At 65.7% G+C, this 13,837-nt stretch carries 10 protein-coding genes and 1 riboswitch; all 10 genes read right to left on the bottom strand.

Annotated elements, in window-relative coordinates; translation table 11 throughout:
* Nucleotides 1–56: 56 nt before the first annotated feature.
* Nucleotides 57–1,214, bottom strand: a complete 1,158-nt coding sequence (locus QN413_RS16100; RefSeq protein WP_323497593.1) for an ATP-binding protein — start codon at nt 1,212–1,214, stop codon at nt 57–59.
* Nucleotides 1,214–5,068, bottom strand: coding sequence for a cobaltochelatase subunit CobN (gene cobN / locus QN413_RS16095; protein WP_323497592.1), 3,855 nt, complete (start codon nt 5,066–5,068; stop codon nt 1,214–1,216). Before cobN ends, QN413_RS16100 begins: the two co-directional genes overlap by 1 nt.
* 18 nt (nt 5,069–5,086) lie before the next feature.
* A complete protein-coding gene (gene cobW / locus QN413_RS16090; RefSeq protein ID WP_323497591.1) occupies nt 5,087–6,148 on the bottom strand; it encodes a cobalamin biosynthesis protein CobW in 1,062 nt (353 codons plus the stop codon).
* Between the two features lie 57 nt (nt 6,149–6,205).
* Nucleotides 6,206–6,778, bottom strand: coding sequence for a cob(I)yrinic acid a,c-diamide adenosyltransferase (cobO, locus tag QN413_RS16085; RefSeq protein ID WP_323497691.1), 573 nt, complete (start codon nt 6,776–6,778; stop codon nt 6,206–6,208).
* 11 nt (nt 6,779–6,789) lie between these two features.
* On the bottom strand, nt 6,790–8,103 hold the full coding sequence (locus QN413_RS16080; RefSeq protein WP_323497590.1) for a cobyrinate a,c-diamide synthase: 1,314 nt from the start codon (nt 8,101–8,103) through the stop codon (nt 6,790–6,792).
* Between the two features lie 192 nt (nt 8,104–8,295).
* Nucleotides 8,296–8,561, bottom strand: a riboswitch (cobalamin riboswitch).
* 207 nt (nt 8,562–8,768) lie between these two features.
* Entirely contained in the window at nt 8,769–10,034 is a 1,266-nt protein-coding gene (locus QN413_RS16075) for an MFS transporter (protein ID WP_323497589.1), read from the bottom strand.
* Nucleotides 10,035–10,096: 62 nt separating this feature from the next.
* A complete protein-coding gene (gene pbpC, locus QN413_RS16070) occupies nt 10,097–12,328 on the bottom strand; it encodes a penicillin-binding protein 1C (RefSeq protein ID WP_323497588.1) in 2,232 nt (743 codons plus the stop codon).
* Nucleotides 12,329–12,353: 25 nt separating this feature from the next.
* Nucleotides 12,354–12,743, bottom strand: coding sequence for a nuclear transport factor 2 family protein (locus QN413_RS16065; protein WP_323497587.1), 390 nt, complete (start codon nt 12,741–12,743; stop codon nt 12,354–12,356).
* Nucleotides 12,740–13,129: a DUF4345 family protein gene (locus QN413_RS16060; RefSeq protein ID WP_323497586.1), complete on the bottom strand. Its 390-nt coding sequence runs from the start codon at nt 13,127–13,129 to the stop codon at nt 12,740–12,742. The genes QN413_RS16065 and QN413_RS16060 overlap by 4 nt, the downstream gene beginning before the upstream one ends.
* A 118-nt stretch (nt 13,130–13,247) precedes the next feature.
* Nucleotides 13,248–13,754, bottom strand: a complete 507-nt coding sequence (locus QN413_RS16055; RefSeq protein ID WP_323497585.1) for a hypothetical protein — start codon at nt 13,752–13,754, stop codon at nt 13,248–13,250.
* Nucleotides 13,755–13,837: the final 83 nt, after the last annotated feature.

The raw sequence follows: 13,837 nt of genomic DNA, 5'->3' as shown, positions 1-13,837 counted from the left end.
GGGTTTCGGCCCCCGCAGACCGGCGCGCCCGGGGCGCACGAGGCGGCTACGGGGGCTCAGGCTTTTTTTGATGGCCATCCTCCAACGCCGGTCACGCGTGTGGTGGTTTCAGGTCGTGGCGGCAGGGCACCCCAGTCGCCGATCGGCGCCCCCGTGGCCAGGGCGTCGGGTGATGCACGTTCGGGGTCGGGACCGGGTGCCGTGGACGCAGCGTGGCGATCATCTGCTTTGTGCTCGGACGGGGCGCGAGACGCTGGGGGTGGGGGGAGGGCATGTGCCTTGTCACCACGACGGTGCGCCAGTGCCAGTTCAGCCACCGCGTCGACATCGAGCGTCGTCACCTCGTCACGGCTTTCAAAGGCCGCCAGTGCACGCGCCGCCCGCAGCATCACCAGGTCGGCTCGCATGCCATCGACCCCGGCCGCCAGCGCGCAGGCCGCAGCATGGTGCAGCACCGCATCCGACCACGCCAAGCGCGGCAACGCAGCACGTGCCGTGGCGACAGCATCGACCAGACGGGCCTGCTCACCAGCATGTTGTTCGACCAGACCGTGCGGATTCTCGTCAAAGCCCAGGCGCGCCCGCACGATCGCCGTGCGCAGCGCAGCATCGGTTGGATTGGCCAGCGAAACGGACAAACCAAACCGGTCCAGCAGTTGAGGGCGCAACTCGCCCTCTTCCGGGTTCATGGTGCCGATCAGCACGAAGCGCGCGGCATGCTGACGTGAGATGCCGTCACGCTCGACGGTGTTGACACCACTGGCCGCGACATCGAGCAAAGCATCGACCAACGCATCGGGTAGCAAGTTCACTTCGTCGACATACAGCACGCCGTGGTGGGCCCGCGCGAGAAGGCCCGGGGCCAGACGAAGTCGGGCATCGCGCAGCACGTCTTCGACGTTGAGCGTGCCGACCAGCTGCTCGACCGTGGCCGACAGCGGCAGCGTGACGAAGGGTGCTGGCAACTTCGCCGGCGTCGGAGGCGCCAGTGCCGCCAACGCACGCGCTGCCGTGGACTTGGCGGTGCCACGCGGACCGCTGATCAGCACCCCGCCGATACCGGGGTCGATCGCGGCGAGCAGCAAAGCGCGCTGCAACAGCGGCTGGCCGACCAACGCGCTGAAGGGGAAGGTCGCGCGGGTGGCGGGTTCGACGAGGCAGGCATTCGAGTCGGCAGTCGGCCCGGCAATCGGTTCGTCAGAGTTCAGTGTCATCAGAGCGGCCCTTCGCCGTGTTCTTCAAGCCGGCGCTCCAGCGCCAGCAGGTGGTGTTCGATCCGCTCGCGCTGGTCGCCAGGCTCGGCCCACAGGCCACGCCGCATTGCGTCGAGCAGCCGCTCGCCGATGCCGCGCAGCGCTAGCGGGTTGTGTTGCTGCAGAAATTCGCGCGTGATGTCGTCGTGCAGGTAGGCATCGGCCACCAACGCGAATTGGTGGTCAGCGACCACACCGGTGGTCGCGCTGTAGGCGAACAGGTTGTCCACCGTGATGGCGATCTCCGAAGCACCCTTGTAGCCGTGGCGACGCACGCCTTCCAGCCACTTCGGGTTGACGGCGCGCGAACGGACCACGCGTGCCACCTCTTCGCGCAGCGTGCGAATGCGCGGCGAACCCGGAACGCTGAAGTCGCCGTGGTACAGCGCTGCCGGGGCGCCTGAAAGGTGCTGCACGGCTGCCGCCATGCCGCCCTGGAACTGGGCGTGGTCGGCAGCGTCGAGCACATCGTGCTCGCGGTTGTCCTGGTTGTGCAGCACCGCATCGAGTTGCGCCAGTCGCCGCTCGAACGGCGCGCGGGCCGCGACGCCATGGTCGCCCTGGCCATAGGCAAAGGAACCAGCCTGAACGTAGGCCTGGGCAATATCGGCGCCATCTTTCCAGTCGCCACTGTCCAACACCTCCTGCACACCGACGCCGTAGCCGCCGGGGCGCGGGCCGAACACGCGCCAGGTGGCCTGACGTTCCGCTTCGTCGGCCGCCTGGCCGGCCGCCAGGGCAGCCGCCGCTTCACGCTGGACGCGGGCACGAATCGGATTCACGTCATCTGGTTCGTCGTCTTCGCTGATGGCGGCGACGGCACGCACTGCCGTGTCGAACAGATCGATCACGTTGGGGAAAGCATCGCGAAAGAAGCCCGATACACGCAAGGTCACGTCGACGCGGGGTCGGTGACGGATGGCCATTGGCAGCACTTCTACGTCGACCACCCGTGCACTGCCATCGGCCCACTTGGGCCGCACACCCAACAACGCGAAAGCCTGCGCCACGTCTTCGCCGCCGGTGCGCATGGTGCTGGTGCCCCATACCGACAGCCCGACCTCGCCGGGCATCGTGCCGTGGTCCTGCAGATGGCGTTCGATGAGCCGTTCGGCGGCGGCCGCACCCATGGCATAGGCCGTGGGTGTCGGCACGGCGCGGGTATCGACGCTGTAGAAATTGCGCCCCGTCGGCAGCACGTCGGGCCGACCACGCGATGGCGCACCGCTGGGGCCGGGCGGCACGAAGCGACCGGAGAGTCCGCGTAGCAACTGCGTCATCTCTTGCGGCCCGCAGGCGTCGAGCCGGGGGAGCAGTACTTGGCGCAGGCGTTGCAGCACCGGGGCGGTGTGTGGCCAGGCTGTGGCATCGAATGCCTCCGGATCGGCCTTTGGTGTAGCTTGATCGGACATCACCTGTTCGGCCACCAGACGCGAGGCCAGCCTTTCCAGCCGTTCGCGTGTGTGTCCGGCATGACGCCAGACATCGTCGCTGAGCTGCTGCAGCGCCGGCGGGCGCGGTCCCTGCCACGGCGCGGCCCAGTCCGGGCCGAGCACGTTGAACCCGTCCACCCCGTCGAGTGCCAAGTCTTGTGCCAGCGCCAGCAGCAGACTTTTCTGACCCGCCACCGTGCCTGCTGAAAAGCGCGCTAGCGCGACCAGCGTGTCGATGCGTTGCCGACCCTGTGGAGAGCTGCCGAGGGTGTGCAGGCCGTCGCGAATTTGCGATTCCTTGATCTCGCAAAGATAAGCGTCCAGTCCCTTCAACAGGCTGTCGCGCGCGGTGTCGTCTGCCGGCCGGGCAAAGCCCAGCTCCTCGTGCAAGCCTTCTCGCAGCGTGCGTTCGAGGATGTCCTCACGCAGCCGCCGCGCGCGCCGCGGGTCGAGAGACAAGGCCTCGTAGTACTCGTCCATCTGGCGCTCGATCTGCTGCAGCGGGCCGTAGGTCTCGGCGCGCGTCATGGCAGGCATCAGGTGGTCGATGATCACGGCCTGGGTGCGTCGCTTGGCCTGGCTGCCTTCGCCTGGGTCGTTGACGATGAAGGGGTACAGGTGCGGCAGCGGGCCGAGGATGGCATCGGGCCAGCAGGCTGCGCTCAGCGCCACGCTCTTGCCGGGCAACCATTCGAGGTTGCCGTGCGTGCCGACATGCACCATCGCATCCACCGCGAAGGCGCGACGCAACCAAAAATAAAACGCCAGGTAATGGTGCGGTGGCACCAGGTCGGCGTCGTGGTAGCTGGCCGACAAATCCATGTCGCGTCCGCGCGCCGGCTGGATGCCGACGAAGACATGGCCGAAGCGCAGACCGGCGATGGTGAAACGACCGCTGCGCAGCGTGGGGTCCTGTTCCGGCGCGCCCCAAAGGGCGTTGACGGCAGCGCGGCTGTCGGCTGGCAGCAAAAGGAAGTCTTCCAGGTAATCAGCCATGGCGAAGCTCTGAGCGGCGGGCCGGGCGTCGTTGGCGACACGGTCGTTGGTGATGCCGCGCAACAGCGAAGCGATCAGCGCGTCACCGCTGGCCGGCAATTCTCCGGTGGCGTAGCCTGCCGCTTGCAGCGCATGCAGCGCAGCCACGGTCGAGGCGGGTGTGTCGAGCCCCACGCCGTTGGCAATGCGTGAATCGTCGATCGGGTAATTGGCCAGGATCAGCGCAATGCGCTTGTCGGCATTGGGCTTCTCGCGCAGCACGCACCAGCGGCGTGCCAGTTCGGCCACGAAGGCCATGCGCTCGGGTTCGGCTTCGTAGCGCACCACGTCGAGTTCGGTGCGTTCGCAACGCCAGGCCATGCCCTTGAAGCTGATGGCGCGCGTAAGGATGCGGCCGTCGACCTCGGGCAGCACCACCTGCATGGCCAGGTCGCGCGGCGCCAGACCGTGTGCGTCCGCCAGCCACTGCTCATGCGAGCAGCCGGCGGTGATAAGTTGCAACACAGGGGCATCGCCGGCCAGGGTCGCGGACGCTGCATTCGCATCTCTTTCATCGCCCAGATCGCTGCCGTCGATCGACGCGGTGGCAAAGTTGGTCGCGTTCAGCACGATCGCCACTGCGTGTTCCGCGACCAGCGCTTGCACTGCGGCATGGCTTTCAGGGTTCTTGAGGGAATCGACGGCAAGAGCCACTGCGTTAAGGCCGGCGGTGGCCAGCGCTTGCAACATCACATCGAAAACCGCCGTGTTGCCGGCGAGCAAATGGGCGCGGTAGAACAGCAGGAGGGCCACGGGTGCGCCCGATTTCCACGGTGTGCGGCTGGTGATGGCCTGGGGCTCGTACCGCACGGCGCTGGGCAACGGCACCGGCACCGGCGGCCGCCCGCCGAGGCCGAATGCGGCATGGGCGATCAGCGAAAAAAAGGCCTTTGCGTTGTCGCGCCCGCCTTCGCGCAGGCAGCGCCACAGGTGGCGGCAATCGTCTTGCTGTGCGGTGCTGCGGATCAGTAGTTGCGCGTCCTCGAAGGCATCACCCGAGAACATCGCCAGCCACTGGCCCCGCTCGCGCGCCAGCGACATCGCACGTTCCACCACGTAAGCCCAGTCGCTGGGGCTGCCGAGGTGGTCGATCACGATCACGCGGGCATGGCGCAGCACGTCGTCGACGTACATGTCGACGGAGGCTGGCTGGCGCAGCCACATCAGGTTGGCCAGGCGAACGCTGGGGTAGTCGGGCCCGAGCTGGGCGGCCACATCGGCGAGCAGCGAGAGCGTGGTGTCCGCCGCGCTCAGCACCACGATCGAGGCGGGCGTCTGCTCGACGCGCACGACGCCCTGGCCACCGTCTTCAACGTGGCCGCCCGGGCGTGTGGACATCAGGTGCATGAGAGTCCTTGGGTGATTTCAGGAATGAACGCTGGCCGACAGGTCGCGGTCCAACTCGGCCTGCAGCACTACAGCGTTCAGACCGGCGCCGATCAGCACCAGGCGCGACTGGCGCATCTCGTCGCCGCGCCACGCCCGGTCGAAGTAACTGTCGAAGCGCGTGCCCACGCCCTGAATCACCAGTCGCATGGCCGCACCGGGCAGCGAGACAAATCCCTTGACGCGGTAGATCTCGTGGCGTCCGACCAGGTCTTGCAGCACCGTCAGCAGCCGCGCCCGATCAAGCACCTGCAAATTCACCGAGACGGAATCGAAGGCATCGTGGTCATGGTCTTCTTCCGCGTCATGGTGCGTCTTGCGTTGGTCGATCACGTCTTCGACCGCACGCTCCAGGCCCAGCAGCACGGCCAGGTCGATGCGGCCATGCTGGGCATGCAGCAGCTTGACGCCCGGCGCTGTCTCCAAGCGGATGGCAGCTTCGACGACGGCCAGCGCTGCAGTGTCCATACCGTCGGTCTTGTGCACGATCACCAGGTCGGCGGTAGCGAGCTGGTCTTCGAACAACTCGTGCAATGGCGAGTCGTGGTCCAGGTTGTCGTCGGCGCGGCGCTGGGCGTCAACCGCCACCGGATCGTCGGCGAAGCGGCCGGCCGCCACGGCAGGCGCATCCACCACCGCGACCACGGCATCGACGGTGAAGGCGTTGCGCAACGCGGGCCACTGGAAGGCCTGTACCAGCGGCTTGGGCAACGCCAGGCCGGAGGTCTCGATCACCAGGTAGTCGATCTGGTCGCGGCGGGCAGCAAGCTGCTCCATGACCGGGGCAAACTCTTCCTGCACGGTGCAGCACAAGCATCCGTTGGCCAATTCGAACAACTGGCCGTTGGGCGCGCCGGTCTCGTCGCAGCCGATGCCGCAGCCTTTCAGCAATTCGCCGTCGATGCCTAGCTCGCCGAACTCGTTGACGATCACTGCGATGCGCAGGCCTTGGGCGTTTTGCAGCAGGTGACGCAGCAGAGTGGTCTTGCCACTGCCGAGAAAACCCGTGACGATGGTGGCGGGGATCTTGCGGGATTGCATGGTCGATTCCTGAATGGGCTGAGTGAGCGTAGAGAAGTCAGGCGAGCGACGAAGTGACTAGTCCTCGATGCCGCGTTGTGCCGGCACACCTGCCTTGAAGTGGTGTTTGATCAATGCCATCTCGGTCACTGAATCGGCGATGTCGATCAGTTCCTGCGGCGCATTGCGGCCAGTGAGCACCACATGCACATGCGATGGGCGCTCGCGCAGGCAGGCCAGTACCGGGTCGAGCGACATCCAGCCATAGCGCAGCGGATACATGATTTCGTCGAGCACCACCAGGGAGTGCGCGCCGGCTCGCACTGTGGCCTCGGCACGGGCCCAACCCGCGCGCGCGAGTTCGGCCGAATGTTCCAAGTCGCGGCTCTTCCAGCTAAAGCCGTCGCCCAGACCTTCGATAGGCATGCCCAGTTGCTCGAATAAGCGGTGCTCGCCAAAGCGCGCCGTGGGCACTTTCATGAACTGGTAGATCTTGACTGTTTCGCCTTGGCCGGCAGCGCGCAGCGCGAGCCCGAACGCGGCTGTGCTCTTGCCTTTGCCGGGGCCGGTGTGCACGGTGACGCGGCCGTGCGATGCACCCTGTGGTGGTTGAGTGTCGTGCAAGGGCTGCGGTGCTCGCTCGGTGGACATTGGAGACAAGGTCATGGCTTGAACAACGCGGCGATGGCCAGTGGGTTGCTCGGAAAGTACAGGTGCATGAACGAAGCGAACAAGCGGCCTTGGTGGAATACGGCTTCGGGCCGACCATGTTGGCGCTGAGCCACGGTGTGCAGCGTGGCCGGCAACGTTGTCGCAATGCGTCCATGGTGGAAGGTATGACCGCGCACCTGGCCTTGAGGCAGCACCAGGCTGTGCATGCCGAGATTGACGAGCCGATCGGTCATGACGCCCTGGCCGGGCAGCAGGCCCATCATCGGCGAGCTGTGGCCTGCCTTGTCGCTGAGCGTCTCAAGCAGTGCGAGCATGCCGCCGCACTCTGCGACCAGGGGCCGGCCAGCAGCGTGGTGCGCATGGATGGATTGGCGCGCGGCGGTGTTGTTCGCCAACGCCTGCAAGTGCAATTCCGGATAACCGCCGGGCAGGTACAGCGCTTGAGCTGCAGTCGGCACCGGTTCGTTGGCTAAGGGCGAGAAGAAGCACAGCTGTGCGCCCAGGGCACGCAGTGTGTCCAAATTAGCGGGGTATAAAAATGAAAAGGCAGCGTCTCGCGCGATGGCAATCGTGGTGCCGCTCAGCAGTGCAGGGAGCACCAGATTGTCCGAGGCGAGCGGTGTCTCGAACTGAACAACTGGCGGGATGGGCAACTCCCCGTTCTCGCCGAGCGCCAGTGCGGCAGCTGCAATCCGCTCGGCCATGTCACCGACTTCTGCAGCCTGCACCAGCCCTAAGTGACGCGCGGGCAACCCGTAGTTTCCGCCACGCGGCAGCGTGCCATACCAGGTCATGCCGGCAGGCAAGCTTTCCCGCAACATCTGCGCATGGCTCGAGCTGCCGACTCGGTTGGCCAGCACGCCGATCAGTTGCAGGCCGGCTCTGTAAGTGGCAAGCCCGTGCGCCACGGCACCGAAGGTTTGCGCCATCGCCGAGGCATCGATCACGGCCAACAGCGGCAGGCCGAAACGCAATGCGAGATCAGCACTCGACGGCGTCCCGTCATGCAAACCCATCACGCCTTCGACCAGGATTAGATCGGCCTGAATGGCGGCGTCGTAGAGCAATTCAGCACAGTGCGCTTCGCCACCCATCCATAGGTCGAGCTGCTGCACTGGCGCGCCGCTGGCGCACTCCAGCACCATGGGGTCGAGAAAGTCTGGGCCGGTTTTAAACACCCGCACGCGGCGGCCTCGGCTGCGGTGCCAGTGCGCCAGCGCGGCAGTGACCGTGGTCTTGCCTTGGCCCGAAGCCGGGGCAGTGATCATCAGCGCGCGGCAGGACACGGCAGTGGCTGTGCTCATCCCGTGACCTTCGTTTGCACGGGGACAGCATTTCGGACCATGCGTAGATGCATGGCGTCGCCATCGCCCACAAACTGGCGGAGCAGCGTCACCTCAAGCGACCTGAAAGGGAAATAAATGATGATGGAAACACCGCACTGGACATGCTCGCCCGCTTCCCCGCAGGCATGCACCGCAAGGCGCATCATTCGCATGACGCACCACCTCATTGGCCGGTATCCGGGCTGGCGAAGACGACCCGTATTCCCTTCCCGGGCCGTCGCTTTCGCGGCGTTCACCTAGTGGGCACTTAATACGAGCTGCAAGCACTAGGCTTGCGTCCGCTTACCGTTGCGGGGGCAGCTCAGGTTCGGGCGCCGAAGCACGTCCACTCAGACATACACGGCATCCCATCCTGATTCCCGTTGAACTGCTTTGACCTGAAAACCAAAGCGAGCACCAACCGTTAAATTATAGGGGAGCCTGCCTTGGTGACCTCACCCAAACGGCCCACCGAGCGCGCCCCAGCCTGATCCTGTCCAGGCCTCCGTGACAGATGCGCCCATCCCCTGCAGCGCCAGGTCGTGGATCTCAAGGGGCAGCGCAATGCTCATGCGGCCATACGCTTCAAAGCAACGCCCAGCCGATTCTTAAAAAATCGCCGGCATCGACACCCGCACCGCGCTCTAGCGACTGCCGCCCAGCGCGGGCACCGTCACCGCCCCCACGTGCAGCATGCGACCCGCGCCAAGCCCGGCCACCACCAGCGCCACGCCGAGCCCCACGAACAGCCACGCCGCCGCCGCGAACCCGCCGGTCCACCCGCGCAGCAGACCCACCAGCAGCGGGCCGAGGGCCGCGACCATATAGCCCACGCCTTGCGCCATGCCCGACAGGTGCGCCGCCACATGTGCATCGGGCGAACGCAGCACGATGAAGGTCAACGCCAGTGCGAATGAGCCGCCTTGCGCAATGCCGAGCAGCACGGCCCAGACCCAGATGCCCGACAGCGGCGCCAGCAGGCAGCCCAGCATGGCCGCGACGATGAGCACGGCCAACACCACGGCCACTCCGACCTGATTGCGGAACTTGACTGCGATGGCCGGCACGACGAGGCAGGTGATCACCTGCGTGATGATCGACAGCGACAGAACGTAGCCTGCCGCCGCATCGCCAAGGCCACGCTCCCTCAGGATTGGCGCGAGCCAACTCATGACGATGTACGCGAGAGCCGATTGCAGTCCCATGAAGAAAGTGACCTGCCACGCCAGCTTGTCGCGCCACAGGCCACGCACGGTGTAGGCAGCTTCGCTGGCGACTGGAGCCAGCGACCATGCTTGCGGCGCCCACAGCAGGGTGACCACGCCGGCCGGCACGGCCCACAGCGCCAGGGCCCAGGTCCATCCACCGCCCATGGCATGTTCGAGCGGCACGGTAAAGCCGGCTGCGGCAGCGGCACCGCCACAGACCGCCATGGTGTAGAGCCCCATCATCAGCGCGGCCTGCTTTGCGAAGTCGCGCTTGACCAGGCCCGACAGCAGCACGTTCGACACCGCGATGCCAGCGGCCGCGATGGCCGATGCGACGAACAGCAGCCCGACACTGCCGCTGCCGCGCAGCAAGGTGCCGATGAAGATCAGCGCCATGCAACCGAGCAGCGTCCGCTCGGTGCCGAAGCGGCGGCCCAGCGATGGCGCCAACGGCGCGAAGACGCCGAGGCAGACCACGGGCAAGGTCGTCAGCAAGCTCGCTGCGGTGGACGACAAACCGGTGGCAGCGATGATCTCGGGCAGCACCACCGAGAGGCTCGCAAACACCGGGCGCAGGTTGAACGCGATCAGCACGACGCTGAGGCCGAGCAGCAAGCGACTGGAGCGGGTGATGGCAGGGGTGGGGGATGGTGCCGGTGCGTTGTCGCACTCGGCATCGATCAGCAGGTCGACGGAACTCATTGCTTCGATTAAAGCGCACGCGACGAAGTCTGTCCGGACAGCGGCCCAGGCACTGCAGCGGCTCAGCGTTTCGGTGCGGGTGAAATGACGCCGGCGCCGCGTACTTCAAGCTTGATCTCGTCTTGCACCTTGCCGGCCGCATCGACCAATTGAATGGCGTGCCGTCCCGGCCAAGGCAACCATTGCGCGCTGGCACCGCGCGCAAACGGCTTGCCGTCGATCTGCCAACGCAGGGCCGAGCCTTCGCCCGCTCCGCTCTCGAAGCGCACGCGCTGGCGGTTCGGCGGGATGTCCGGGTCGAGCGCGATGATGGTGCCGGTCGATGGTGACGTGATGCGTGCGGAGCCACCGTCGCGCCCCGACTTTCCGGGGGCCGAGTCGAGCGCGAATTCGGCCTGCTCGGTGCCTTGCAGAAACCACTCGTCGCGTGCCGCTTCGAGCAGCCCGCCGTCGTTGCCGTTGCCGCTCCCGAACGTCACATGCGTGCGAACGAGCCCGGTCGGTGGCGTCGGCGCACGGCTCGGTTCGTTGGCATGGAGGAAGCGCATCACCTCGGCCCACACCGGCGCCGCGCCGCTGGTGCCGCTCACGTCCCACATCGGCGCGCCGCTCGCGTTGCCGACCCATACGCCGACGGTGTAGCGCTGCGACCAGCCGAGTGCCCAGTTGTCGCGCATGTCTTTGCTGGTGCCGGTCTTCGCTGCTGTCCAGAAGCGCGTCGACAAAATGCTGTCGAGCCCGAAGGTCCGTGCCCGCGCGTTGGCGTCGGAAAGGATGTCCCCCACGATAAACGCCGCACCCGCATCGACCGCGCGCACGGCTTGCACCTCTTCTGTTTTGCTCCTTCCCCCGATAGGGGAGGGCAGGGATGGAGACAGCCCCGCAACGACTCGCGTCTCCCCGAACCGTCCCCCGTTCGCCAACGTCCGATACCCGTTGGTCAACGCCAGCAACGACACCTCCGCACTCCCCAACGCCAGGCTGTACCCGTAGTAGTCGCCGCTCTCCTTCAACGGCACGCCCGCGACACGCAGTTGCCGCGCGAAGGCTGCCGGCGACACCATGACAAGCGTGCGCACTGCCGGCACGTTGAGCGATGCAGCCAGCGCGGTGCGCACCGACACCGGCCCCTTGAATTGCCGGTCGTAGTTCTGCGGGATGTAGAGTCCGCCGGCCGTGGCGATCTGTGCCGATGAATCATCGAGCAGCGATGCGGCGGTGAGCCGCCGCTCGGCCAATGCTTCGGCATAGAGCAGCGGCTTCAAGGTCGAGCCCGGCTGCCGCTGCGCTGTCACGCCGTCGACCTCCGCTGCCCGGCTCAACACACCCGACGAGCCGACCCATGCGAGCACATCACCGTTCGCGTTATCGAGCACGACGAGTGCGCCGTCTTCGACATGGCGTCCGCGCAGTTCGCGCAAGTGGCGTTGTAGCGAGGCGAGAGCAAAGCGCTGCAACGGCGCCCGCAAGGTGGTGGTAATTTCGTCTTTCTCCCGCTCCCTCAACACTCTTCGCGCCAGATGCGGCGCAATCCCCTCGTTCGAATCGAACGCCCGCTTCTGCAACGCCGCACTAGCGAACATGTCCATCACTTCGCAATCCGACTTGCTTCGCTCCGGCTCCATCACGCGCAGTACTTCGCAAGCGCGTTGCGCCACGACGCCCGGCTTCGCGTTCGGAGCCCTCACCAACGCCGCGGCCACTGCCGCCTCGCGCGCATCGAGCCCGTGCGGCGCCTTGCCGAACAGCGTGCGCGAGAGCGCATCGATCCCGACGATCTCGCCGCGAAACGGCACGGTGTTGAGGTACGCCTCCAGCAGCTGGTCTTTGCGCCAACTGCGTTCCAGCTGCGCCGCAGCCACCGTTTGCCCGACCTTCTGAGAGAAGCTGCGCCCGCTGCTCGTGCGTCGCAGGTCGTCGTCGAGCAGGCCGGCCAATTGCATGGTGATCGTCGAGGCGCCGCGCGTTTTCGTGTTCCACAGATTGCCCCATGCGGCCGACGATGCCGCGCGCCAGTCGACACCGCTGTGTTCGTAGAAGCGCTTGTCTTCGCTCAGCACCATCGCGGTACGAAGGGCGGGCGATACGTCGTCGAGCGTGATCCATTGCCCGCGCCGCACGGTCGGATCGATGCGCACCCGTTGCAGTAGTTCGCCATGGCGATCGAGCACGGCGACGTCGGATGAGCGGAAGTCGCGCTTCACTGCATCGAACGTCGGGACCGCAGCGGCCGTTGTGACTGCCGCCAACATGCACAGCAGCGCAGCGAGCGGTCTGGCGATGGTGGCGCGCATGTGAATCCAGGCGGGTATTCGGTGGCTATTGCTTCGCCTGCAGCAGGACGCCCATCTTCTGGTGAATCAGGTTGATCGCCTTGAGTGGCCGCAACATCACCTTGAACTCGACGATCTTTCCCTCGTCGTTCCACTTGATCATGTCGACGCCGTTGACCGCGATGCCATCGATGTTCACCTCGAACTCCAGCACTGCATCGTTCGGTCCGACAACTTCGCGGACGTAGCGGAACGTTTCGTTGAAGAACACGTGAAAGGCGGCGGACAGGTACTGCGCCGTGACCGCTTTGCCGGCCTGCGGTGTGTGCACTACGGGCGAGTAGAAAACGACGTCGTCTGCCAGCAGATCCTTCAGCCCTTTGGTGTTGCGAGTCTTGACCAGCTCGTGCCAAGTGGTGAGCGTTGCATGTGTCATTTGGAGCCGATGTAGTGCGCGATCGCGATGATGAAAGGCAGGACCAACTCAGGGATGAGATAGCCCAACCAGACGGCTGTCGGCTTCGGCAAACCGACCTTGCTGATGGAGACCAGTCGACCCACGCCAGCCAGCAGCACACCGAGCGCGAGCAGGTATACCAGTGTGTCTTGCTGGCGAATGGTGATGCCGGCCCACAGGCTGATGACGCCAGTGGAGAAGTACACGCCCGCCATGAATCGGTGAACGTTGTCCAGCCGCGGTGACGTGTCGGGCTGGCCTAAAAACATTTGCAGCGTACCGCCGGACAGGGCGATCGCCGCGACGAGAAAGAGGCAGACCCGAACCACGAGTTGGCTGGCAAGTAGCGGGTCGCTGGCAGTCATGGGGCAGTCTTTCGAAGGGCCAGCCGTTTTAGTTCACCGGCTTGCCGAACGCAAGCGGGCAGCGCTGGACGCTGCACCGCTTGCTTGCCTATGTCGCCGCCCCTGCAGCGGCGCGAACTCAGTTCGTGCTCGACGCGGAGAGTGGACGCGCCAGAGCCATTTGGGCAGGCGTCAGCGTCTCAGTCGAGACGATCGTCAACGAGTCGTTCGATTGCGAGACCTTGCCGGTCTTGGGCACCAGCGTGCCGGTGACCGAATCCGGGAAGGTATACATCGCGCCGCTGACCGGATCGACGGCCAGCATGCCGATCAGTCCACCGAACAGGATGTTGCCGATGTACCAGCCACTCACTGCGCTGGTGAGCGTCACCTCTTGTGGCGCGAAGCCGTCCTTGGCCAGGGAGACCACGTAGGTTTCCGACTTGAAGTAGCCCGCGCCGCGGTTGAGCGTCACTGTGACGGGGGTCGTTCCGGTGTGGATCTTTTCGCCGGCACGGTTGGTCACTGAAACATTCGCTCCAGGCGGAACGCTGTTCAGCGTGATGCTCTGGGTCTTGCCATTGAAGATGCTCGCGCAGCCCGACAAGGCAAGCAGGGCCATAGCGGCCACCAAGGTCTTTTTCATTTATCACTCCCTTTTGTTGAAGGAGCGAGCCTAGTTCGCCCCTTCACCGTCACAAAGGAAGCGATGCCAGATTTGTCACGGTT

Source organism: Variovorax sp. LG9.2 (assembly GCF_035018885.1).
Lineage (GTDB): Bacteria > Pseudomonadota > Gammaproteobacteria > Burkholderiales > Burkholderiaceae_C > Variovorax.
The sequence above is the reverse complement of the archived record's forward strand: the minus strand, read 5'-3'. Positions and strand labels throughout refer to the sequence as shown.

Bases quoted from the DNA above. Each gene is read 5' to 3' on its own strand.
- QN413_RS16100 (WP_323497593.1), bottom strand. From the start codon at position 1,214: ATGACACTGAACTCTGACGAACCGATTGCCGGGCCGACTGCCGACTCG.
- cobN (WP_323497592.1), bottom strand. From the start codon at position 5,068: ATGCACCTGATGTCCACACGCCCGGGCGGCCACGTTGAAGACGGTGGC.
- cobW (WP_323497591.1), bottom strand. From the start codon at position 6,148: ATGCAATCCCGCAAGATCCCCGCCACCATCGTCACGGGTTTTCTCGGC.
- cobO (WP_323497691.1), bottom strand. From the start codon at position 6,778: ATGTCCACCGAGCGAGCACCGCAGCCCTTGCACGACACTCAACCACCA.
- QN413_RS16080 (WP_323497590.1), bottom strand. From the start codon at position 8,103: ATGAGCACAGCCACTGCCGTGTCCTGCCGCGCGCTGATGATCACTGCC.
- QN413_RS16075 (WP_323497589.1), bottom strand. From the start codon at position 10,034: ATGAGTTCCGTCGACCTGCTGATCGATGCCGAGTGCGACAACGCACCG.
- pbpC (WP_323497588.1), bottom strand. From the start codon at position 12,328: ATGCGCGCCACCATCGCCAGACCGCTCGCTGCGCTGCTGTGCATGTTG.
- QN413_RS16065 (WP_323497587.1), bottom strand. From the start codon at position 12,743: ATGACACATGCAACGCTCACCACTTGGCACGAGCTGGTCAAGACTCGC.
- QN413_RS16060 (WP_323497586.1), bottom strand. From the start codon at position 13,129: ATGACTGCCAGCGACCCGCTACTTGCCAGCCAACTCGTGGTTCGGGTC.
- QN413_RS16055 (WP_323497585.1), bottom strand. From the start codon at position 13,754: ATGAAAAAGACCTTGGTGGCCGCTATGGCCCTGCTTGCCTTGTCGGGC.